Raw genomic sequence first — 21,897 nt, 5'->3', positions numbered from 1 at the left:
CACCCCGGTGTCAGCCCAAACCGCCGGCCTGACACCGGAATCGGGTCCCGAAGCCCGCGTGCCGGTGCCGAGCGCGTGGTGGGTGCTGATCGCCGGTGCGATCGGCCTGGTGGCCTCCGCGACCCTGACCGTGGAGAAGATCGACCTCCTGCTCAACCCGGCGTACGTGCCGTCGTGCAATTTCAACCCGATCCTGTCGTGCGGTTCGGTGATGGTCACGCCGCAGGCGTCGGTGCTGGGATTTCCCAATCCGCTGCTCGGCCTGGGGGCGTTCACCGTGGTGGTCGTCACCGGCCTGCTGGCGGTGACCAAAGTGGCTTTGCCGCAATGGTATTGGGTCGGCCTGATGATCGGGTTGGTGATCGGGGCGGTGTTCGTGCACTGGCTGATCTACGAGAGCCTGTACAGCATCGGTGCGTTGTGCCCGTACTGCATGGTGGTCTGGGCGGCCACCATGACGCTGCTCGTGGTCGTCGCCTCGATCGTGTACCGGCCGGCGCTGCAACGCCGGGGGCGCGGTGTGGCGTGGCTGCTGTACCAATGGCGGTGGTCCATCGCCGCGCTGTGGTTCACCGCGGTGTTTCTGCTGATCATGGCGCGGTTCTGGGACTATTGGTCGACGCTGCTGTAAGTGTTGGCAGGTGACGCGGATCATCGCCGGCGTGGCAGGCGGCCGGCGCATCGCCGTCCCGCCGCGAGGGACCCGGCCGACCACCGATCGGGTGCGTGAGTCGCTCTTCAACATCTTGACGGTGCGGCGTGAGCTCAACGGTGTCGCGGTGCTCGACCTTTATGCCGGTTCCGGCGCACTGGGATTGGAGGCGCTGTCGCGTGGGGCCGCCTCGGCGCTGTTCGTGGAATCGGATCAGCGCAGCGCTTCGGTCATCGCACGCAACATCGACGCGCTCGGTTTGCCCGGGGCGGCGGTGCGCCGCGGCGCGGTCGCGACGGTCCTGGCGACCGGGACCCAGAGCCCGGTCGACCTCGTGCTGGCCGACCCGCCCTACGACGTCGAGGCCGCCGAGGTGGAAGCCGCGCTGGCCGCTTTGGACACCCACGGCTGGACGAAGGCCGGAACCGTGGCGGTGGTGGAGCGGGCGGCGTTCGGGGCGGAGCTGACCTGGCCGGTCGGCTGGTCCGTCTGGCCGGCGCGCGTGTACGGCGACACCCGTTTGGAGATGGCCGAACGAGGGTGAGGCGGGCGTGTACCGTCTTTCGTCATGGGCGCCGCTCCTCCTCATCGCGAGGCTCTGCATCGTCGTCGGCGCACGTCATGAGTGGCGCGGTATGCCCGGGGTCGTTTGATCCAGTGACGTTGGGCCACATCGACGTCTTCGAACGGGCCGCGGCTCAGTTCGACGAGGTGGTGGTGGCGATCCTGACCAATCCCGCCAAGCAGGGCATGTTCGAGCTCGACGAGCGGATCGCGATGATCAACGAGTCGACGACACATCTGCCCAACCTGCGCGTCGAGGCCGGCCAGGGGCTGGTGGTGGACTTCGTCAGGTCGCAGGGGATGACCGCGATCGTGAAGGGCCTGCGCACCGGCACCGACTTCGAATACGAGCTGCAGATGGCACAGATGAACAAGCACATCGCCGGCGTCGACACGTTTTTCGTCGCGACGACGCCGCGGTATTCGTTCGTGTCGTCGTCCTTGGCCAAGGAGGTTGCGCTGTTGGGCGGCGACGTCTCGGAACTATTGCCCGAACCGGTCAATCGCCGTATGCGTGAAAAGCTCGCCGGCCGCTCCTGAAGCGTTGCACCGCAAACGCCCACTCGCGCAGAGGATCTGCGCCGCCGCCTAGTGGCACTCGTGATCGTGGTCGTGCCCACCGTCGGGGGAGCCGCCCATCATCCGCGCCATCGGAACTCCGCCCGTCGTGACGAACCGAATGACCAAAATGGCCGCGACGGCAAGGAAGGCGACGTTGAGCCAGGTCGTGTAGTTCCACGAAATCGTCGCTTCCATGACCGTGGCGTTGCGCTGCTTCGGAATAAGACTTGCTGCGCCGAAGAGCAATTCGACCAGATAGCCCGCGGCGACCATGGCGGCGTAGAAGGTGCCCAGCAGCGTCAGCATCATCCTGGTGCCGTAGTACTTGCGGTAGATGTTGAGGATCGGCAGGATCAGCAGGTCGGCGTAGATGAACGCGATGACACCGCCGAAACTGATCCCCCCGTTCCACAGCACCGCGGCCAGCGGCACATTGCCGATCGAGCAGACGAAGGACACGATCGCCACGATTGGTCCGACGATCGGACCCCATATCGTCGACCAGCCCGGGTGGTCGGCCAAAAAGAATACCTGCCAGAACTTTTCGGGCACCCACGCCGCGATGGCCCCCGCGATCAACAGGCCCAGAACGAGGTCGCGCAGGATCGCCAGCCACTCCATCACGAACACGTGGGCAACGGCCGTGAAGCCCTCCGCGGAAAAGAGGCGCTGCGCGAACGAACCCTGCTTCTTGATGGACATGTCCATGGCCGCATGGCCTTCCATCGAGCCGGCGATTCCGCGGTCGGCCTGCTCATGGGCGGCATCGATAAGCCGAGAGCGGACGAACAATCGGAACAACACTGCGAGCGCCACGATCATCAGCGGGCCGCCGACGAATTCCGCGGCGGTGAACTGCCAGCCCATCAGCAGGGCCAGGATGATGCCCAGTTCCACCACCAGGTTGGTGGAGCCGATCTCGAATGCCATGGCGGCGGTGAAGCTGGCGCCCTTGCGGAAGAGTGATCGGGCCAACGCCACCGCGGCGTACGAGCACGACGACGATGCCGCACCGAGGCCGGCGGCCAGCGCCAAGGTGCGCGGCCGGTCGTCGCCCAGCAGCGTCACGATGGTCGAGCGCCGCACCACCGCCTGCACCACGGCCGAGAGGGCAAACCCCAGGATCAGCGCCCACAGGATTTCCCACGTCATCGATCCCGCCACCGCCAGGGCGTGTTCGATCGCTGCTAGCACGAGTTCCAATCCTTCCCTCGACTGGCTGAATCCCCCAAACCTATACCCCCTGGGGGTATAGGTCAAGCGCCGTGAAGTGCGCTGGCCAGCACCTGGAGCCTCCGCGATCCCTAGAATGGCCGCAACAGGTGCAGCCAACCTTGGCGGCGCGGACGGGCGATTCGATGCGTTTCACTGACGACGGCGAGGCCGCAGCCGGTTTTCTGCGGCGTTTCGCATCGTCGTCGCGGTCAAATGTCCGACACACCGGCCTCGCCACCGCTGTCACAAAGGCAACACCAGGCACACTGGTAACAACAGGGTTTTTGCAGACGCCAGGAGGATATGGCCGTGTACAGAGTCTTTGAAGCGCTCGACGAATTGAGCGCCATCGTTGAAGAAGCACGCGGCGTTCCGATGACGGCCGGCTGCGTGGTGCCACGGGGTGACGTGCTGGAACTGATCGACGACATCAAGGATGCGATCCCCGGCGAACTGGATGACGCCCAGGACGTCCTCGACGCGCGCGACTCGATGCTGCAGGACGCCAAGTCGCACGCCGAATCCATGGTTTCCTCGGCGACCACCGAGTCTGAGTCGATGCTCAACCACGCCCGTGCGGAGGCCGACCGGCTGTTGTCGGACGCAAAAGCGCAGGCCGACCGCATGGTTAGCGAGGCGCGCCAGCACAGCGAACGGATGGTCGGCGAGGCCCGCGAGGAGTCGATGCGCATCGCCACGGCGGCCAAACGGGAGTACGAGGCCAGCGTCGGCCGCGCGCAGGCCGAGGCCGACCGGCTGCTCGAGAACGGCAACATCTCCTACGAGAAGGCCGTGCAAGAGGGCATCAAGGAGCAGCAGCGCCTGGTATCGCAGAACAGCGTGGTGGAGGCGGCCAACGCCGAGGCCACCCGTCTCATCGACTCGGCGCATGCCGAGGCCGACCGGCTGCGCGGTGAATGTGACATCTACGTCGACAACAAGCTCGCCGAGTTCGAGGAATTCCTCAACGGCACCCTGCGCTCGGTCGGGCGCGGCCGTCACCAACTCCGGACGGCGGCCGGTACGCACGACTACGCGGTGCGCTAGCGCGTCAACCGGGCGGCCGCGCCCTGGAATTATGCGGCTCGCGCCGTAGGATTTCTGATATGACGCGGCAGCACAGCACCACCTCGCGGCGCCATCTGAGCTCGCCGATGACGATTGACATCGCCCGGCTCGGGCGGCGCCCCGGGGCGATGGTGACCCTGCGGAAGACCGTGCCCACCCCGTCGCGCATCGGGCTGGACATGATCGCGATCGAGGCGGGCGCCCCGTTGGAACTCGACCTGCAAGTTCAGTCGGTCTCTGAGGGCGTATTGGTGACGGGGACGGTGGACGCGCCCACCGTCGGCGAATGCTCCCGGTGCCTGACCCCGGTCAAGGGTCACGTGCAGATCTGGTTGACCGAACTGTTCGCCTACCCCGACAGCACGACCGAGGCGACCACCGAGGAGGACGAGGTCGGGCACATCGTTGACGACATCGTCGATCTCGAGCAGTCGATCGTCGACGCCGTGGGACTGGAGCTGCCGTTCTCGCCGGTGTGCACGCCCGACTGCCCCGGGCTGTGCCCCGAATGCGGCGTTGCCCTGGCGGCCGAGCCGGACCATCACCACGACACCATCGACCCGCGGTGGTCCAAGCTGGCGGGGATGTTTCCCGAGGCCGACGCGGCGCGGGGTGAGCAGTGACGTCACGGCAAGACCTGCTCGATGCCCTCGGGGTCGAGCTGCCCGACGAGCTGCTCTCGCTGGCGTTGACGCACCGCAGCTACGCCTACGAGCACGGCGGGCTGCCGACCAACGAACGGCTGGAATTTCTCGGCGATGCCGTACTCGGCCTGACCATCACCGACGAGCTCTACCACCGCCATCCCGACCGTTCGGAAGGCGACCTGGCCAAGCTTCGGGCCAGCGTGGTCAACACTCAGGCGCTGGCCGACGTCGCGCGCAAGCTGTCCGCGGACGGCCTGGGCGTGCACCTCTACCTCGGGCGCGGGGAAGCCAACACCGGCGGCGCCGACAAGTCGAGCATCCTGGCCGACGGCATGGAATCGCTTCTCGGCGCCATCTACCTGCAGCACGGAATCGACACGGCCCGCGAGGTGATCCTGCGATTGTTCCGCGCGCTGCTGGACGCGGCCCCGACCCTGGGCGCCGGGCTGGACTGGAAGACCAGCCTGCAGGAGCTGACCGCGGCGCGGGGCATGGGCGCGCCGTCCTACGTCGTCACCTCCACCGGCCCGGACCACGACAAGGAATTCACTGCCGTCGTCGTCGTGATGGACACCGAATACGGCTCCGGCGTGGGGCGCTCCAAGAAGGAAGCCGAGCAGAAGGCCGCGGCGGCCACCTGGAAAGCGCTGGAAGTGCTGGACACGGCGGTTCCCGGGAATTAGATGCCCGAACTGCCCGAAGTCGAGGTGGTCCGCCGCGGCTTGCAGGCCCGCGTCGTGGGCAAAACGATCACGGCCGTCCGGGTGCACCATCCGCGCGCGGTGCGCCGTCACGAGGCCGGGCCCGCCGACCTCACCGCCCGACTGCTCGGCGCCCGGATCACCGGCACCGATCGGCGCGGCAAGTACCTGTGGCTGCTGCTCGACGCTGGGGAGCAGCCCGACACCGCGCTCGTCGTGCACCTCGGCATGAGCGGCCAGATGCTACTTGGGGAAGTGCCGCGCGCCGACCACGTCCGCATCTCCGCGCTGCTCGACGACGGAACGGTGCTGAGCTTCGCCGACCAGCGCACCTTCGGCGGGTGGATGCTTGCCGATCTGGTGAGCGTGGACGGCAGCATCGTGCCGGTCCCCGTCGCGCACCTCGCCCGCGACCCGCTGGACCCGCTCTTCGACCGCGATGCTGTCGTTAATGTCTTGCGGCGCAAGCATTCCGAGATCAAGCGGCAGCTACTCGACCAAACGGTGGTTTCGGGCATCGGCAACATCTATGCCGACGAGGCGCTGTGGCGGGCCAAGGTCAACGGCGCCCGGATCGCCGCCGGGTTGAGCCGCCGCCAGCTCGCCGCCGTCCTGGACGCCGCGGCCGACGTGATGCGCGACGCGCTGGCGCAAGGCGGGACGTCGTTCGATTCGCTGTATATCAACGTCAACGGCGAATCCGGCTACTTCGACCGGTCGCTGGACGCCTACGGCCGCGAAGGGCAGAGCTGCCGGCGCTGCGGCGCGGTGATGCGCCGGGAGAAGTTCATGAACCGGTCATCGTTCTACTGTCCGGAGTGCCAGCCGAGGCCGCGGCTTTGATTGTGCGCGTGGGGCTTTGGGTGTGCGCCCACGGCGGCGACACGCCGAGCCCAGTCACCCAGGACGCCCGCTCGAGCGGGCCTGCGGCGGATCAATCGAAGATGTCCCTGCGCGCGGACCCCGTGGGCAAGGCCGGGTCGACGAACCACTCGCGGGGAAACAGCAGGCCGAACGCCTGAGGCGGCAGTCGAAGCAGGACCCCGTACATGCGCGCGGCAACGCTGGAGTCACCGATCTGTGAGCGGTGGGCGGCGAACGCGTCCCGCTTCTGGCGCGCGAATGCGAACACGTCGATGCGGTGGGTGATGCTCGCCCGCGGCGCGTACGCGGTCCGCGCAATGTGCGGCTCGTAGGGCGCCGGCAGCCGCAGCGCACTGGCGAGTTGGCCGACGCGCACCAGTAATTCGCGGGGCATCGTCGCCTCCAGCACTCGCGGGGTAGCCGCGAGTTCGGCGCCCCGCTTGCCGACATGATGCACCTGGACATGATCCCGGTGGCCGTAGCCGCCGTTGGGCTGATAGCTGAGCAGGAGGTCCGCTTCTTCCTCGCGGAGTATTGCCGCGAGCCGCTGCGCCGCCTCCTCGACGTTTGCTCGCCCGAAGCTGACCCGTCCCGGCGGATCCGGGTAGAACACCGGGCCATATCCGCTATCGGCATAGCCGAGGCACTCAACCCGCTGCGCTCCCAGAATGTCAGCGCTCGAACGCAATTCGTCCAGCCGGAAACCGCTCTCCTCGTTATGCATCCGGCCGTCGGTCGCGGTGACGACGACCACGCGATGCCCGCCTGCCGCCGCGCGTGCGAGCGTCCCTCCGGTGAGGATCACTTCGTCGTCGGGATGTGCGTGGAAGGCGACGACGGTGGCCATGAAACGCAGTATGCCCAGGGCGCGGTGAAAGCACGCCCGGTAAAAAGTAGGGCATGACCGAACTCTGGGTGGAGCGCACCGGATCCCGCCGTTACACCGGATACAGCTCGCGCGGTGCGCAGGTCCTCATCGGCTCGGAGGACGTCGAGGGCGTGTTCACCCCCGGCGAGCTGCTGAAGATCGCGCTCGGCGCGTGCAGCGGGATGTCCAGCGACCAGCCGCTCGCCCGCCGGCTCGGCGACGACTACAAAGCGGTGGTCAGGGTGTCCGGGGACGCCGACCGCGAGAACGAGGTCTATCCACTCCTTGAAGAGACGCTCGAGCTCGACCTGTCCGGACTCTCCTCGGAGGAGAAGGAGCGGCTGATGGTGGTGGTCGATCGGGCGATCGACCTGGTCTGCACGGTGGGGCGCACGCTGAAAGCCGGCACGCAGGTCGATTTCAAGGTCGCCGATGTCGGATCCTGACGTCCGGCTCACCGCCTGGGTGCACGGGACGGTCCAGGGCGTCGGCTTTCGCTGGTGGACGCGCTGCCGGGCGCTCGAGCTGGGCCTGACGGGTTACGCGGCCAACCAAGCCGACGGCCGCGTCCTGGTGGTCGCTCAGGGGCCGCGCGAGGCCGGCGAGAAGCTGCTGACGCTGCTGGAAGGCGGCGAGTCGTGGCCGTCCAGGCCGGGCCGCGTCGAGAAGGTCGTCGCCGACTGGTCGCAGCCGCAGGAACGGTACGAAGGCTTCGTCGAGCGCTGACGAACGTGATGGCGCGGGCGCTATCACGATTCAGCGCCCGACATCGCTTCCGTTCCCGTGACTGATGTGGTCACTGTGGCCAGTGCGTCGACTGTGTTCAGGGGCCGTATTTCGAACCGGGCGACACCCCTCGGTGCGGGCAGCACGGGCGATTTGAGCGGTAGTCTGGCTCGCCGTGTACCTCAAGAGTCTGACGCTGAAGGGCTTCAAGTCCTTCGCATCGCCGACGACTCTGCGTTTCGAGCCGGGCATCACCGCGGTCGTCGGGCCCAACGGTTCCGGCAAATCCAACGTCGTCGACGCCCTGGCCTGGGTGATGGGGGAGCAGGGAGCAAAGACCCTGCGCGGCGGCAAGATGGAAGACGTCATCTTCGCCGGCACCTCGTCGCGGGCCCCGCTGGGCCGCGCCGAAGTCACCGTCACCATCGACAACTCCGACAACGCGCTGCCGATCGAATACTCCGAGGTGTCGATCACCCGCCGCATGTTTCGTGACGGCGCCAGCGAATACGAAATCAACGGTGCCAGTTGCCGTTTGATGGATGTGCAAGAGCTGTTGAGCGATTCCGGGATCGGCCGCGAGATGCACGTCATCGTGGGGCAGGGCAAGCTCGACGAGATCCTGCAGTCCCGACCCGAAGACCGTCGCGCCTTCATCGAAGAGGCCGCCGGCGTGCTCAAGCACCGCAAGCGCAAGGAGAAGGCCCTCCGCAAACTCGACGCGATGTCGGCAAACCTGGCCCGGCTCACCGATCTGACCACCGAGCTGCGCCGCCAGCTCAAACCGCTGGGCCGCCAGGCCGAGGTGGCCCGTCGCGCCCAGACCATCCAGGCCGACCTGCGCGACGCCCGGTTGCGGCTGGCCGCCGACGATCTGGTCAGCCGGCAGGTGCAGCGCGACGCCATCTTCGAGGCCGAGGCCGCCATCCGGCGCGAGCACGACGAGGCCGCCGCTCGCCTGGCCGTGGCGTCCGAGGAGCTCACCGCGCACGAGGCGGCGGTGGCCGAATTGTCGGTTCGCGCCGAATCCGTCCAGCACACCTGGTTCGGGCTGTCCGCGCTGGCCGAACGGGTGGCCGCGACGGTCCGCATCGCCAGCGAACGCGCGCACCATCTCGACGTGGAAACCGCACCGACCAGCGAAAACGACCCCAGAAAGCCTGAAGAGCTGGAAGCCGAGGCCGAGCGGGTGGCCGTCGCCGAGCGGCAGTTGCTGGCCGAATTGGCCGAGACGCGCACGCGCCTCGATGCCGCCCGCGCCGAACTGGGCGAGCGCGAACGCGAGGCCGCCGAGGCCGACCGGGCCCACCTCGCTGCGGTGCGCGCCGAGGCGGACCGGCGGGAGGGCCTGGCGCGGCTGGCCGGTCAGGTGGAGACCATGCGGGCGCGCGTCGAATCGATCGACGACAGCGTGGCGCGGCTGTCCGAACGCATCGAACAGGCCGCCGCCCGCGCGCAGCAGTCCAAGGCGGAATTCGAAACCGTGCAGGGACGCGTCGGCGAACTCGACCAGGGCGAGGTGGGTCTGGACGAGCACCACGAGCGGACCGTCGCCGCGTTGCGGTTGGCCGACGCACGCGTCGTCGAACTGCAATCCGCCGAACGCGACGCCGAACGCCGGGTGGCCTCGCTGCGGGCCCGCATCGACGCGCTGTCGGTCGGGCTGGAGCGCAAGGACGGCGCGGCCTGGCTTACCGAAAATCATTCTCAGGCAGGGCTTTTCGGGCCGATCGCCAAGCTGGTCAAGGTCCGCTCCGGCTATGAGGCGGCGCTGGCCGCGGTGCTGGGGTCGGCGGCGGACGCGCTGGCCGCCGAAAGCTTCGGCGCGGCCCGGTCCGCCGTTGCCGCCCTCAAACAGGCCGACGGCGGCCGCGCGGCGCTGGTGCTCGGCGACTGGCCCGCCGACCACCCCGCGGCGCGTGACCCCCTGCCGGGCACCGCCCTGTGGGCGCTGGACCTGATCGAGGCGCCCGCGCGGCTGCGCGGTGCCATCGCGGCGATGCTCTCGGGGGTCGCGGTGGTCGACGACCTGGATCAGGCGCTCGAGCTGGTGGCGGCGCGACCGCAGTTGCGCGCGGTCACGGTCGACGGCGACCTGGTGGGCGCGGGCTGGGTGAGCGGGGGCTCCGACCGCAAGTTGTCCACGCTCGAGGTGACTTCGGAAATCGACAAGGCCGGCAGCGAGCTGGCCGCCGCGGAGTCGCAGGTCGCCCAGTTGACGGCGGCGCTCTCGGGCGCGCTGACCGAGCAGGCCGCCCGCCAGGACTCCGCCGAACAGGCATTGGCTGCGCTGAACGAATCCGACACCGCGATCTCGGCGATGTACGAGCAGCTGGGCCGGCTCGGGCAGGAAGCCCGCACGACCGAAGACGAGTGGAGCAGGCTGCTGCGGCAGCGCGAGGAGCTCGAATCCGGTCGCGCGCAGACGCTCGAGGAAGTCACCGAGCTGGAAAACCGGCTGCGCAACGCTCAAGAGACGCAGCACGTGGACGCGGAAAGGCCCGACCATGCGGAGGTCCGTCAGCGGATCGCCGCCGCCGCGGAGGCCGCCCGCAGTGCCGAGGTGGAGGCCCGGCTGTCGGTGCGAACCGCCGAGGAGCGGGCCAATGCGGTGCGCGGGCGCGCGGATTCGCTGCGCCGTGCCGCGGCCGCCGAACGCGAGGCGCGGCTGCGGGCTCAACAGGCGCGCGAGGCGCGGCTGCGCGCGGCCGCCGTCGCCGCCGCGGTGGCCGACGCCGGCCGGCTGCTGGCGCAGCGGCTGGACCGGGTGGTCGCGGCGGCGTCGAAGATCCGCGACGCGCTGGCGGCCGAACGCCAGGAGCGCGCGACGGCGATGGCGGCGGTGCGCGAAGAGGTGAACGCGCTGAGCGCCCGGGTGGCCACCCTCACCGACTCGCTGCACCGCGACGAGGTGGCCAACGCGCAGGCGGCGATGCGCATCGAGCAGCTGGAACAGATGGTGCTCGAGCAGTTCGGCATGGCGCCGCCCGACCTGATCGCCGAGTACGGCCCGGACGTGGCCCTGCCGCCCACCGAGCTCGAGATGGCCGAATTCGAGCAGGCGCGGGAACGCGGTGAGCAAGTGGTCGCGCCCGCTCCGATGCCCTATGACCGGGCCACCCAGGAGCGGCGGGCCAAACGCACCGAGCGGGAACTCGCGGAGCTGGGCCGGGTCAACCCGCTGGCGCTGGAGGAGTTCGCCGCGCTGGAGGAGCGCTACAACTTCCTGTCCACGCAGCTCGAGGACGTCAAGGCGGCCCGCAAAGACCTGCTCGACGTCGTCGCCGACGTCGATGCCCGCATCCTGCAGGTGTTCAGCGACGCCTTCGTCGACGTGGAACGCGAATTCTCCGAAGTCTTCACCGTGCTGTTCCCCGGCGGCGAGGGCCGGCTGCGGCTCACCGACCCGGACGACATGCTCACGACCGGCATCGAGGTGGAGGCCCGTCCGCCCGGCAAGAAGATCACCCGGCTCTCGTTGCTGTCCGGTGGCGAGAAGGCGCTGACGGCGGTGGCGATGCTGGTGGCCATCTTCCGCGCCCGCCCGTCGCCGTTCTACATCATGGACGAGGTGGAGGCCGCGCTCGACGACACCAACCTGCGCCGGCTGATCAGCCTGTTCGAGCTGCTGAGAGCCCGGTCGCAGCTGATCATCATCACGCACCAGAAGCCGACGATGGAGGTCGCCGACGCACTGTACGGCGTGACCATGCAGGGCGACGGCATCACCGCGGTGATCTCCCAGCGGATGCGGGGGCAGCAGGTGGAGCAGCTGGTCTCGCAGTCTTCGTAGCGGCGCAGACCCCGCGCCGACCGCGCGGCGCCGCGCCCCTGAAACAATGTCAGCGTGTCCCAAGGTCTTTGGATCGCCATCGCGGTCGTCGCTGTCCTGGTTGTTATCGCGGTGCTGGTCCTGGGGCTGGCGCGGTACCGACGCCGACGGATCACCTTCACGGCCAAGCCGGAGCCCGGCACGATCGACCGCTCGGGCGGCTACACCGCGTCGTCCGGCATCACCTTCAGCCAGACCGCAACGGCCGATCGGCTCGACACCACGGGCCTGCCCGCGGTGGGCGACGACGCCACCATTCCTCGCGACGCGCCGCGGCGCACCATCTCGGAGGTCGAGCTCCCCGAACCGGAGACGCTGGAGACCCCCGCCCCGCCGCCGGTAGCACCGGCGCCCCCGCAACCGCCGGCCCCTGAGCCGCCGCCCGCGGCCCCCGAGATCGAGGCCATCGCGCCGCCCGAAGGCCGCCTCGAGCGCCTTCGCGGCCGGCTGGCCAGGTCGCAGAACGCGTTGGGACGCAGCGTGCTGGGCCTGATCGGCGGCGGCGACCTGGACGAAGACGCCTGGCAGGACGTCGAGGACACCCTGCTGGTCGCCGACCTCGGCCCAGTGGTCACCGAGTCGGTGATGGCGCAGCTGCGCGCGCGCCTGGCCGGCAGCGATGTGCGCACCGAGGCCGACGCGAAGGCCGTACTGCGCGACGTGCTGATCCGGGAGCTGCATCCCGACATGGACCGCTCGATCCGCGCGTTGCCGCACGATGACCACCCGTCGGTGCTGCTGGTCGTCGGCGTGAACGGCACCGGAAAGACCACCACCGTAGGCAAATTGGCCCGGGTGCTGGTGGCCGACGGACGTCGCGTCGTACTCGGCGCCGCCGACACCTTCCGGGCCGCGGCCGCCGATCAACTGCAAACCTGGGCGTCCCGGGTGGGCGCGGAGGTGGTGCGCGGGCCCGAAGGCGCCGACCCGGCGTCGGTGGCGTTCGACGCCGTCGACAAGGGCATCGCGTCGGGCGCCGACGTGGTGCTGATCGACACCGCAGGCCGGCTGCACACCAAGGTCGGGCTGATGGACGAGCTCGACAAGGTTAAACGCGTGGTAACCCGACGCGCCGCGGTCGACGAGGTGCTGCTGGTGCTCGACGCCACCATCGGACAGAACGGACTGGCCCAGGCGCGGGTGTTCGCCGAGGTCGTCGAGATCACCGGCGCGGTGCTGACCAAGCTGGACGGTACGGCCAAGGGGGGCATCGTATTCCGGGTCCAACAGGAACTCGGGGTACCGGTGAAGCTGGTCGGGCTCGGGGAAGGTCCCGACGATCTCGCGCCGTTCGAGCCGGGCGCCTTCGTCGACGCCCTGCTCGGCTGAGAGCCCTTACACGGCGAGCGCGACGTTAATACCGCCGAAACACGGCGGCCCCACTGCGGAAACAACCATTGAGCATGGTTCTCGCAGGCCACAGGCGTCGCCTGACGGCCATTCATGTCCGACCGGAGGTGAGCGAGTGGCATTCCCGCAATTGGGCCAACCAGATACCGGCGATACCGCCTGGATGTTGGCGAGTTCCGCGCTTGTGCTGTTGATGACGCCGGGTCTTGCGTTCTTCTACGGCGGCATGGTGCGCACCAGAAGCGTGCTCAACATGATCATGATGAGCATCAGCGCCATGGGCGTGGTGACCGTGCTCTGGGTGCTCTACGGCTACTCGATGTCGTTCGGTGACGACAGGGGCGGCGTCGTAGGAAACCCGACCGATTACTGGGGCCTGGCAAAGCTTATCGGCGGCAACGCCGTCAAGGCTGACCCGAGCAAGGGCGTCACGCAGGTCGACATCCCGTTGGCCGGCACCATGCCCGCGACCGTGTTCGTGGCCTTCCAGCTGATGTTCGCGATCATCACCGTCGCGCTGATCTCGGGTGCGGTGGCCGATCGGCTCAAGTTCACCGCTTGGCTGGTCTTCGCCGGGCTGTGGGCGACGCTGGTCTACTTCCCGGTCGCGCACTGGGTCTTCGCCGCCGACGGGTTCGCGTCCGAGCACGGCGGCTGGATCAACAACAAGCTGCACGCCATCGACTTCGCCGGAGGGACAGCAGTCCATATCAACTCCGGTGTGGCCGGCCTGGCGCTGGCGATCGTCCTGGGCAAGCGCCGCGGGTGGCCCACCACGCTGTTCCGGCCGCACAACCTGCCCTTCGTGATGCTCGGTGCGGGCTTGCTGTGGTTCGGCTGGTTCGGGTTCAACGCCGGTTCGGCGACCAGCTCGAATGGCTCCGCCGGTACCACGTTCATGACCACCACCATCGCGACGGCCACGGCCATGCTGGGTTGGTTGCTCACCGAGCGCATCCGCGACGGCAAGCCCACGACGCTGGGAGCGGCGTCGGGCATCGTCGCGGGACTGGTCGCGATCACGCCGTCCTGCTCGTCGGTCAACGTGCTCGGCGCGTTGGTGGTCGGCGCGGTGGCCGGGGTGGTGTGTGCGCTGGCGGTCGGACTGAAGTTCAGGTTCGGCTACGACGACTCGCTCGACGTCGTCGGGGTGCACATGATCGGCGGTCTGACGGGCACCCTGCTGGTGGGCCTGCTCGCCGCGCCCGAGTCCCCGGCGATCAACGGCGTGGTCGGGGTGTCGAAGGGGTTGTTCTACGGCGGCGGCTGGGCCCAGCTGGAACGGCAGGCGGTCGGCGCCTTCGCCGTCCTCTTCTACTCGGGCATCGTCACGCTGATCCTGGCCTTGATCCTGAAGTACACGATCGGGTTGCGTGTCGGGGCTGAGGAAGAATCAACCGGCATCGACGAATCGGAGCACGCGGAGAGCGGTTACGATTTCGGCACGATCGGTGGGCAAGGATCCGTCCTGCCGGCGGCGCGGGTTCCCGTGGACGACCGAAACGGGCTGGAGGAGGACCGAGTGGGCGACAAGGTGGAGGCAGAGCAGGCATGAAGCTAGTCACCGCAATCGTGAAGCCGTTCACCCTCGATGACGTGAAGACCAGCCTCGAGGACGCGGGCGTCCTGGGGCTGACGGTCAGCGAAGTCCAGGGCTACGGCCGGCAGAAGGGCCACACCGAGGTTTACCGGGGTGCCGAATACTCGGTGGATTTCGTGCCGAAGGTGCGAATCGAGGTCGTGATCGACGATTCCCTCGTGGACAAGGTCGTGGACAGCATCGTCCGGGCGGCGCGCACCGGCAAGATCGGTGACGGCAAGGTCTGGGTCACCCCCGTGGAAACCATTGTGCGGGTGCGCACGGGTGAACGCGGAACCGATGCCCTCTGACTCCTAGCCGCACATTGCTGAACCAGGCCGGACGGGCCGGGAGGGTATGACAAGCCCATCCGACAGGTCATCTGAAGCGGGGACAGGAAGCGCCGGCGGGGCAGCCGATTTGGCTGCCTCGCGGCGCCAACTGCTTTCGGAGGGCAGTCACCTCGGTGCAGCGGAGCTCCGGAAGGCCTGGCTGGAGCTTCACGAATCCTGGCTGGCCGCCAAGGCCGGCGAGATCGGCATCACCGACGGCAGCGGTTTCGCGATCGTCGGAGTCGGCGGCCTGGGCCGCCGCGAGCTGCTGCCGTATTCCGATCTCGACCTGATGCTGTTGCACGACAATCAATCCGACGCGGAGCTGCAGCGGGTCGCCGACGGGTTGTGGTATCCGTTGTGGGACGCCAACGTTCGGCTTGACCACAGCGTGCGGACGGTGTCCGGGGCCCTGGGCGTCGCCAACAGCGATCTGGTGGCGGCGCTGGGCATGCTGGACGCGCGCCACATCGCCGGGGACGACCGGCTGTCGGCGGAGCTGATCGACGGGGCGCGACGCCAGTGGCGCAGCGCGATTCGGTCCCGCATGGACGAGCTCGTCGCCATGACATATGAACGCTGGCAACGGTGTTGGCGGATCGCGCAGCGAGCCGAGCCGGACCTGAAGTCGGGGCGCGGCGGGCTGCGCGACGTCCAGCTGCTCGACGCGCTGGGCGTCGCGCAGCTGATCGACCGCCACGGGATGGGCCATCCGGACGCACCGGGCGGCTCGCTGGACGCGGCATATCTGACGCTGCTCGACGTCCGCACCGAACTACACCGGGTCTCCAAGCGCGGACTCGATCAACTGCTGGCGCAGTTCGCCGACGAGGTCAGCGCCGCGTTGGGCGTCGGGGATCGATTTGCGTTGTCCCGCATGCTCTCCAGCGTCAGCCGCACCATCGCATACCACGCCGAAACCGGCCTGCGGACCGCGCAGAACGCGTTGCCCCGACGCGGCCTCACCGCCCTGGTGCGGCGCCCGAAGCGGCGACCGTTGGACGAGGGGGTGGTCGAGTACGACGGCGAGGTGGTGCTCGCCCGCGACGCCCAACCCCAGACCGATGCCGGCCTGGTGTTGCGAGTCGCCGCCGCGTCGGCGGACACGGGGCTGCCGATCGGCGCCGGCACGCTCAAACGACTCGCCGACAGCGTCCCGGACTTACCGTCGCCATGGCCGCGGGAGGCGCTGGACGACTTGCTGGTCGTGTTGCTGGCCGGGCCGACGGCGGTGAACACGATCGAGTCGCTGGACCGCACCGGGCTGTGGGGCCGCCTCTTCCCGGAATGGGATGCGGTGCGTGACCTTCCCCCGCGCGACGTCTCGCACAAGTGGACCGTCGACCGGCACATCGTCGAAACCACCGTCAACGCGGCCCCACTCACCACCCGCGTGGCGCGATCTGACCTGCTCGCGCTCGGCGCGCTGCTGCACGACATCGGCAAGGGGCGCGGCTCGGACCACTGTGTGCTCGGCGCGGAATTGACGATCCCGATCGGCAACAGGCTGGGGCTGTCGGCCCAGGACACCGACACGCTCGCGGGCATGGTCCGCCACCACCTCCTGCTGCCGATAACGGCCACCCGAAGCGACCTCAACGACCCCAAGACCATCGAGTCGGTGGCCACGGCCCTGCGCGGCGACCCGCAACTGCTCGAACTGCTGCACGCCCTGGCCGAGGCGGATTCGAAGGCCACCGGGCCCGGGGTGTGGAGCGACTGGAAGGCGTCGTTGATCGACGACCTGGTCCGTCGCTGCCGCCTGGTGATGGCGGGCGAGCCACTCCCAGAGGCGGAACCGATTGCGCCCCACTATCTTTCGCTGGCGGCCGGCCGCGGGGTGCACGTGGAGCTGCATCCCGGCGACCGGGAGCGCTTGACCGCGGTGATGCTCGCGCCGAACCAGCGCGCCCTGGTGTCGAAAGCCGCGGCGGTGCTGGCGGTGAACTCCCTGCGAATCCATTCGGCATTGGCGAACATTCACGACGGCGTCGCGATCGTCGAGTTCGTCGCATCTCCGGTTTTCGGCTCGCCGCCCGAATCAGGCCTGCTGCGTCAGCAATTCAACGGCGCCCTGGCCGGCGACCTCGATGTCCTCGGCACGCTGGAGCGGAAAGACAGCGACGCCGTCAGCGCCGCGACCGCGCGGGCCGGCGAGATTCAGGCCGGAGTGCCCGTCACCCGGTCGACCGCCCCGCCGCGCATCCTGTGGCTCGACGCGGCGACTGCCGGCCAGTTGATCTTCGAAGTCCGCGCCATGGATCGGTTGGGTCTGCTCGCGCTGTTGACCCGTGCGCTGGAACGCGCGGGGGCGGACATCGCCTGGGCCAAGGTCAACACGTTCGGGTCGACCGCGGCCGACGTCTTCTGCGTGACGGTGCCGGCTCACGGCGAGCACGACGCGCGAGCCGCGATCGAGCAGAACCTGCTCGCCGTGCTGGGCGGCCCCGCGGTCGAGGTGCTCCAGGAGCCGGTCGGCGACTAGAGGGTCAGGCGTGCTCGGCGTTGAGTCGCCGCAGGGCCTCGATACGGTCCTGGATCTGCTCGCGGGTCGCGGCGGCGATCGGCGGCCCCCCGCAACGACGGCGAAGTTCGCTGTGAATCCAGCCGTGCGGCTTGCCGGTGCGGTGATGGGTGGCCGACACCAATGTGTTGAGCTCGCGACGCAGCTCGCGCAGCTGGCCATGCATCGACGGCGAGCCCGACACCGCGGCCGGCGCACCCTGTGCGGCCCGTCGCTGGAGCTGCTCGTCCTGCCGGCGGTGCAGCAGCGCCCGCATCTGATCGGCGTCGAGCAGCCCCGGGATGCCGAGGTAGTCGGCCTCTTCGTCGCTTCCAGCCGGCGCGGCGGTGCCGAACGACGACCCGTCGAAGATGACCTGATCCAGTTCCGCGTCGGCGCCCAGTGAGGTGAAGCCGTTGTCGATTTCGGTCTTTTCGGTCTGCGTCCTGATGGCGGGATCACCGTCGAGGGGATCGTCGTCGGGGCGGTGCGGTTCCCCCAGCACGTGGTTGCGCTGGGCCTCCAGCTCGCTGGCGAGCTGCAGCAGATTCGGCACCGACGGCAGGAAGATGCTGGCGGTCTCGCCCGGCCGGCGCGATCGCACGAAGCGGCCGATGGCCTGCGCGAAGAACAGGGGAGTGGAGGCGCCGGTGGCGTAGATGCCGACCGAGAGCCGGGGCACGTCGACGCCTTCGGAGACCATGCGCACCGCCACCAGCCACCGGCTGGTGCCTGCGGCGAATTCGCTGATGCGCGCGGACGATCCGGGATCGTCGGACAGCACCACCGTCGGTGCCTCCGAGGTCAGCCTCGTGAGCAGGGTCGCGTAGGCGCGGGCCGCGGTGCGGTCCGAGGCGATGATCATGCCGCCGGCGTCGGGCACGTGCTCGCGTTTCTGGCGCAGCCGCTGGTCGGCGGCCGCGATCACCGCGGGCATCCATTCGCCGGCCGGGTCGAGCGCCGTGCGCCAGGCCCGCGCCGTGTGCTCGGCGGTCAGCGGCTCGCCCAGCCGCGCGGCGTGCTCCTCGCCGGCGCTGTCCCGCCACCGCGCCTCCCCGGAGTAGGCCAGGAACACCACCGGCCGGACCACCCCGTCGGCAAGAGCCTCGGCGTAGCCATAGGTGTGGTCGGCCTGCGAACGGCGCACCCCGTCGGCGCCCGATTCGTAGGGCACGAAGGGGATGGGGCTGTCGTCGCTGCGAAAGGGCGTGCCCGTCAAGGCGAGCCGGCGCGTGGCATCGCTGAAAGCCTCGCGGATGGCGTCGCCCCAGGTCTTGGCGTCACCGCCGTGGTGGATCTCGTCGAAGACCACCAACGTCTTGCGCTGCTCGGTGCGCACGCGGTGCAGCGTCGGATGCGCCGCGACCTGAGCGTAGGTGACCATCACGCCGTGGTACTCGCCCGACATCAGGGCATGGGAGTTGGAGAACTTCGGGTCCAGCGCGATGCCGTGCCGTGCCGCGGCCTGGGCCCACTGCACCTTGAGGTGCTCGGTGGGCACGACGACCGTGATCTGCTCGACGACGCGCTGGCTCAGCAATTCGGCGGCCACCCGCAAGGCGAACGTCGTCTTCCCGGATCCCGGGGTCGCCACGGCCAGGAAATCGCGCGGTTGGCCGGCCAGGTATTTCACCAACGCCCGGCGCTGCCAACCCCGCAGCGCGCGGCCGCTGTCGTCGACGGGAGACTCCGTGCGAGCGAGCGGTTGCACGGACATTTCCCCCCGTTTGTTGTAATTGTCGACGCAGCCAGAGTGGTGAAGCGGTGGCTGTGAAATCTAGCACGCCAACGCTTTTCGGCGCAGTAACGACTCGGATGCGGTTACCGTGGCATGCCCGCGGGGTCGCGGGTCTGCAGCCAGCGGTGGATGCGTTGCGCGACGTCAGCCCACCCCGGCTCGAGCATCATGTTGTGGCCCATCGGGAAGAATTCCGGCTCGGTCCGGTAGGCGCGCGCCGTGGCCCGCACATCGCCGACGCTGACGAAGCCGTCGTACTCGGCGCCGAGGACCAGGATCGGCGTGGTCACCCGACGGGTTCTGACGCGGCGGACCATCGGATCGGTCATGGCGGCGCGGATGCTCTCGGCTCCGGCGCGCTGCATGCAGGATTGGACCACCGCCTCGGGCGTGTCGGCGCAGAAGAGGTACTCGCGGGTAAGGGTCGGGGTGGCGAGGAACTTCAGCAGCGTGGGGTCGGCCCAGGCTCCCATCGTCATCGACGGTCGGCGACGCCAGACGCGCACCGCCAGCCTGAGCACGCCCTGCGGCGGCACGGAGCCCACCAGGACCGCCGCCGGGGCGCCGCGCGTTTCGAGGTGGCGCTGGATGACGAAGCCGCCCAGCGAATGGCCGATCAGCACGGGGTCGCCGCCCAGTTCGTCGGCCACCGAGCGGAGGTCCTCGATGTAGTCGGCGATGGAGACCTTGTGCAGCGGCTTGGCCGTCGGACTGGCGCCATGTCCCCGCAGGCTCATCGCGACCGCGCGGTAGCCCGCGCCGGCGAAGAAGTCCAGGAAGTGCTCCCAGCACCACGCGCCGTGCCAGCCGCCGTGCACGAACAGCAGCGGCACCGGATGGTCTTGGCTGCAGGATCCCTTGTCGATCACCTCGAGCATGAGCTTCACCTCGTTCGGCGGCGTCTTGGTTCGCTGGACCATTCAAACCGCCCGCCGTCTCGGCGAGACTGAAACTACGCACACCTTTGTCGGCGTGTGGTGTGCGAAGTTGCAGTGTCGTGGTCGATGGGCGGCGGCGGGCCCGCCTCGCAGGGCTCCACTAGGCTGGCGGGGTGTTCGAATCACTGTCCGACCGGTTGACCGGTGCACTTCAGGGACTACGCGGCAAGGGTCGACTGACCGACGCCGACATCGAGGCCACCACCCGCGAGATCCGGCTGGCGCTGCTGGAAGCCGACGTGTCGTTGCCCGTGGTGCGCGCGTTCGTCACCCGGATCAAGGACCGCGCCCGGGGCGCCGAGGTCTCCGGTGCCCTCAACCCGGCGCAGCAGGTCGTCAAGATCGTCAACGAAGAACTCATCGGCATCCTGGGTGGGCAGACCCGCCAGCTGGCCTTCGCCAAGACGCCGCCGACCGTGGTGATGCTCGCCGGCCTGCAGGGTTCCGGCAAGACCTCGCTGGCCGGCAAGCTGGCCGCCTGGCTGCGCGGCCAGGGGCATACCCCGCTGCTGGTGGCGTGCGACCTGCAGCGGCCCGCCGCGGTGAACCAGCTGCAAGTCGTCGGTGAGCGCGCCGGGGTGCCGGTGTTCGCGCCCCATCCCGGCGAGTCCCCCGAGTCGGGCCCGGGCGACCCGGTCGCCGTCGCGGCCGCCGGTCTCGCCGAAGCCCGGGCGAAGCACCACGACGTCGTCATCGTCGACACCGCCGGCCGGCTGGGCATCGACGACGAACTGATGGCCCAGGCCGCGGCCATCCGCGACGCCGTCAATCCCGACGAAGTCCTCTTCGTCCTGGACGCGATGATCGGTCAGGACGCCGTCAACACCGCGGAGGCGTTCCGCGAGGGCGTCGGTTTCACCGGGGTGGTCTTGACCAAGCTCGACGGTGACGCCCGCGGTGGTGCCGCGTTGTCCGTTCGTGAGGTGACAGGCGTCCCAATCCTTTTCGCCTCCACCGGCGAGAAGCTCGAGGACTTCGACGTCTTCCACCCCGACCGGATGGCCGGCCGCATCCTGGGCATGGGCGACGTGCTGAGCCTGATCGAACAGGCCGAGCAGGTCTTCGACGCCGAGCAGGCCGAGGCCGCCGCCGCCAAGATCGGCACCGGTGAGCTGACGCTGGAGGACTTCCTCGAGCAGATGCTCGCCATCCGCAAGATGGGTCCGATCGGCAACCTGCTGGGCATGCTGCCCGGGGCCGGACAGATGAAGGACGCGCTGGCCCAGGTCGACGACAAGCAGCTCGACCGCCTGCAGGCCATCATCCGCGGCATGACGCCCCAAGAGCGGGCCGACCCGAAGATCATCAACGCGTCGCGGCGGCTGCGCATCGCCAACGGGTCCGGCGTCTCGGTGTCCGAGGTGAACCAGCTGGTGGACCGCTTCTTCGAGGCCCGCAAGATGATGTCGTCGATGCTCGGCGGCATGGGCATCCCCGGCATGGGTCGCAAGTCGGCGACCCGAAAGGCCAAGGGCGGCAAGGGGAAGAAGGGCAAGAAGGGCGGGCGCGGCCCGACGCCGCCCAAGGCCAGGAACCCGCTCGGCGCCGGAATGCCGGGCATGCCGGCCGGGTTCCCCGACCTCTCGCATATGCCCGAAGGCCTCAACGAGCTGCCGCCCGGGCTGGCGGACTTCGACCTGTCCAAACTCAAGTTCCCAGGCAAGCCGTGACGATCGCGAGCGCGGCGGTGGGGGCACCTCCCGCTTGCGGGGGACCGGGCGAAGCGGGTCGTCACCATCGGACCGGACAAAACTAACCC

At 69.1% G+C, this 21,897-nt stretch carries 19 protein-coding genes; 15 read left to right on the top strand and 4 right to left on the bottom strand.

The features are described 5' to 3' along the window. The first annotated feature begins 7 nt into the window (after nt 1-7). From H7J89_RS05660 to coaD, 3 genes are all read left to right on the top strand, one after another. On the top strand, nt 8-631 hold the full coding sequence (locus tag H7J89_RS05660; protein WP_372513722.1) for a vitamin K epoxide reductase family protein: 624 nt from the start codon (nt 8-10) through the stop codon (nt 629-631). 10 nt (nt 632-641) lie between these two features. Beyond that, nucleotides 642-1,196 carry a 16S rRNA (guanine(966)-N(2))-methyltransferase RsmD gene (gene rsmD, locus H7J89_RS05655; RefSeq protein ID WP_264037306.1) on the top strand — a complete coding sequence of 185 codons (555 nt, stop codon included), beginning with the start codon at nt 642-644 and terminating at the stop codon, nt 1,194-1,196. Nucleotides 1,197-1,273: 77 nt separating this feature from the next. Continuing rightward, nucleotides 1,274-1,756 (top strand): pantetheine-phosphate adenylyltransferase, encoded by a 483-nt coding sequence (gene coaD / locus H7J89_RS05650; protein WP_264037304.1) that lies wholly within the window; start codon nt 1,274-1,276, stop codon nt 1,754-1,756. Nucleotides 1,757-1,804: 48 nt separating this feature from the next. Here coaD and H7J89_RS05645 read toward each other — a convergent pair whose 3' ends face one another. Continuing rightward, nucleotides 1,805-2,980 carry a permease gene (locus tag H7J89_RS05645; RefSeq protein ID WP_264037302.1) on the bottom strand — a complete coding sequence of 392 codons (1,176 nt, stop codon included), beginning with the start codon at nt 2,978-2,980 and terminating at the stop codon, nt 1,805-1,807. A gap of 321 nt (nt 2,981-3,301) precedes the next feature. On the opposite strand from H7J89_RS05645, the gene sepIVA reads away from it, so the two are divergent. From sepIVA to mutM, 4 genes are read left to right on the top strand one after another with little or no spacing between them, the layout of a single operon-like run. Next, nucleotides 3,302-4,039 carry a cell division protein SepIVA gene (gene sepIVA / locus H7J89_RS05640; protein ID WP_068040785.1) on the top strand — a complete coding sequence of 246 codons (738 nt, stop codon included), beginning with the start codon at nt 3,302-3,304 and terminating at the stop codon, nt 4,037-4,039. Between the two features lie 59 nt (nt 4,040-4,098). Beyond that, the gene (locus tag H7J89_RS05635) at nt 4,099-4,683 is read left to right on the top strand and encodes a YceD family protein (RefSeq protein WP_264037298.1); all 585 of its coding nucleotides are present in this window, start codon (nt 4,099-4,101) and stop codon (nt 4,681-4,683) included. Beyond that, nucleotides 4,680-5,390 (top strand): ribonuclease III, encoded by a 711-nt coding sequence (gene rnc / locus H7J89_RS05630; protein ID WP_264037296.1) that lies wholly within the window; start codon nt 4,680-4,682, stop codon nt 5,388-5,390. The genes H7J89_RS05635 and rnc overlap by 4 nt, the downstream gene beginning before the upstream one ends. Next, the gene (mutM, locus tag H7J89_RS05625; RefSeq protein WP_264037294.1) at nt 5,391-6,251 is read left to right on the top strand and encodes a DNA-formamidopyrimidine glycosylase; all 861 of its coding nucleotides are present in this window, start codon (nt 5,391-5,393) and stop codon (nt 6,249-6,251) included. A gap of 91 nt (nt 6,252-6,342) precedes the next feature. Here the strand turns inward: mutM and H7J89_RS05620 are convergent, their stop codons facing one another. Further along, the gene (locus H7J89_RS05620; RefSeq protein ID WP_264037292.1) at nt 6,343-7,119 is read right to left on the bottom strand and encodes a PIG-L deacetylase family protein; all 777 of its coding nucleotides are present in this window, start codon (nt 7,117-7,119) and stop codon (nt 6,343-6,345) included. A 53-nt stretch (nt 7,120-7,172) separates the two neighbouring features. Here H7J89_RS05620 and H7J89_RS05615 point away from each other — a divergent pair, with 53 nt between their 5' ends. The 7 genes from H7J89_RS05615 to H7J89_RS05585 all read left to right on the top strand — a co-directional run bounded on the left by H7J89_RS05615 (nt 7,173) and on the right by H7J89_RS05585 (nt 17,444). Then, nucleotides 7,173-7,586, top strand: a complete 414-nt coding sequence (locus H7J89_RS05615) for an OsmC family protein (protein WP_264037290.1) — start codon at nt 7,173-7,175, stop codon at nt 7,584-7,586. Beyond that, entirely contained in the window at nt 7,573-7,866 is a 294-nt protein-coding gene (locus tag H7J89_RS05610) for an acylphosphatase (protein ID WP_264037288.1), read from the top strand. Before H7J89_RS05615 ends, H7J89_RS05610 begins: the two co-directional genes overlap by 14 nt. 175 nt (nt 7,867-8,041) lie before the next feature. After that, the gene (gene smc, locus H7J89_RS05605; RefSeq protein ID WP_264037286.1) at nt 8,042-11,659 is read left to right on the top strand and encodes a chromosome segregation protein SMC; all 3,618 of its coding nucleotides are present in this window, start codon (nt 8,042-8,044) and stop codon (nt 11,657-11,659) included. A gap of 54 nt (nt 11,660-11,713) precedes the next feature. Next, complete coding sequence (gene ftsY / locus H7J89_RS05600; RefSeq protein ID WP_264037283.1) at nt 11,714-13,027, top strand: signal recognition particle-docking protein FtsY; 1,314 nt, start codon at nt 11,714-11,716, stop codon at nt 13,025-13,027. A gap of 184 nt (nt 13,028-13,211) precedes the next feature. Further along, on the top strand, nt 13,212-14,603 hold the full coding sequence (locus H7J89_RS05595; RefSeq protein WP_264040043.1) for an ammonium transporter: 1,392 nt from the start codon (nt 13,212-13,214) through the stop codon (nt 14,601-14,603). Beyond that, nucleotides 14,600-14,938 carry a P-II family nitrogen regulator gene (locus H7J89_RS05590; RefSeq protein ID WP_264037282.1) on the top strand — a complete coding sequence of 113 codons (339 nt, stop codon included), beginning with the start codon at nt 14,600-14,602 and terminating at the stop codon, nt 14,936-14,938. The genes H7J89_RS05595 and H7J89_RS05590 overlap by 4 nt, the downstream gene beginning before the upstream one ends. A gap of 46 nt (nt 14,939-14,984) precedes the next feature. Further along, entirely contained in the window at nt 14,985-17,444 is a 2,460-nt protein-coding gene (locus tag H7J89_RS05585) for a [protein-PII] uridylyltransferase (RefSeq protein WP_264037280.1), read from the top strand. 4 nt (nt 17,445-17,448) lie between these two features. Here H7J89_RS05585 and H7J89_RS05580 read toward each other — a convergent pair whose 3' ends face one another. Beyond that, on the bottom strand, nt 17,449-19,179 hold the full coding sequence (locus H7J89_RS05580; protein ID WP_264037278.1) for a DEAD/DEAH box helicase: 1,731 nt from the start codon (nt 19,177-19,179) through the stop codon (nt 17,449-17,451). A gap of 104 nt (nt 19,180-19,283) precedes the next feature. Further along, nucleotides 19,284-20,078: an alpha/beta hydrolase gene (locus H7J89_RS05575; protein ID WP_264040036.1), complete on the bottom strand. Its 795-nt coding sequence runs from the start codon at nt 20,076-20,078 to the stop codon at nt 19,284-19,286. 173 nt (nt 20,079-20,251) lie between these two features. Between H7J89_RS05575 and ffh the strand changes: the two genes are divergently transcribed. After that, complete coding sequence (gene ffh / locus H7J89_RS05570; protein WP_264037276.1) at nt 20,252-21,808, top strand: signal recognition particle protein; 1,557 nt, start codon at nt 20,252-20,254, stop codon at nt 21,806-21,808. Nucleotides 21,809-21,897: the final 89 nt, after the last annotated feature.

This window comes from Mycobacterium paraffinicum, assembly GCF_025822865.1.
GTDB lineage: Bacteria > Actinomycetota > Actinomycetes > Mycobacteriales > Mycobacteriaceae > Mycobacterium > Mycobacterium paraffinicum.
The sequence above is the reverse complement of the archived record's forward strand: the minus strand, read 5'-3'. Positions and strand labels throughout refer to the sequence as shown.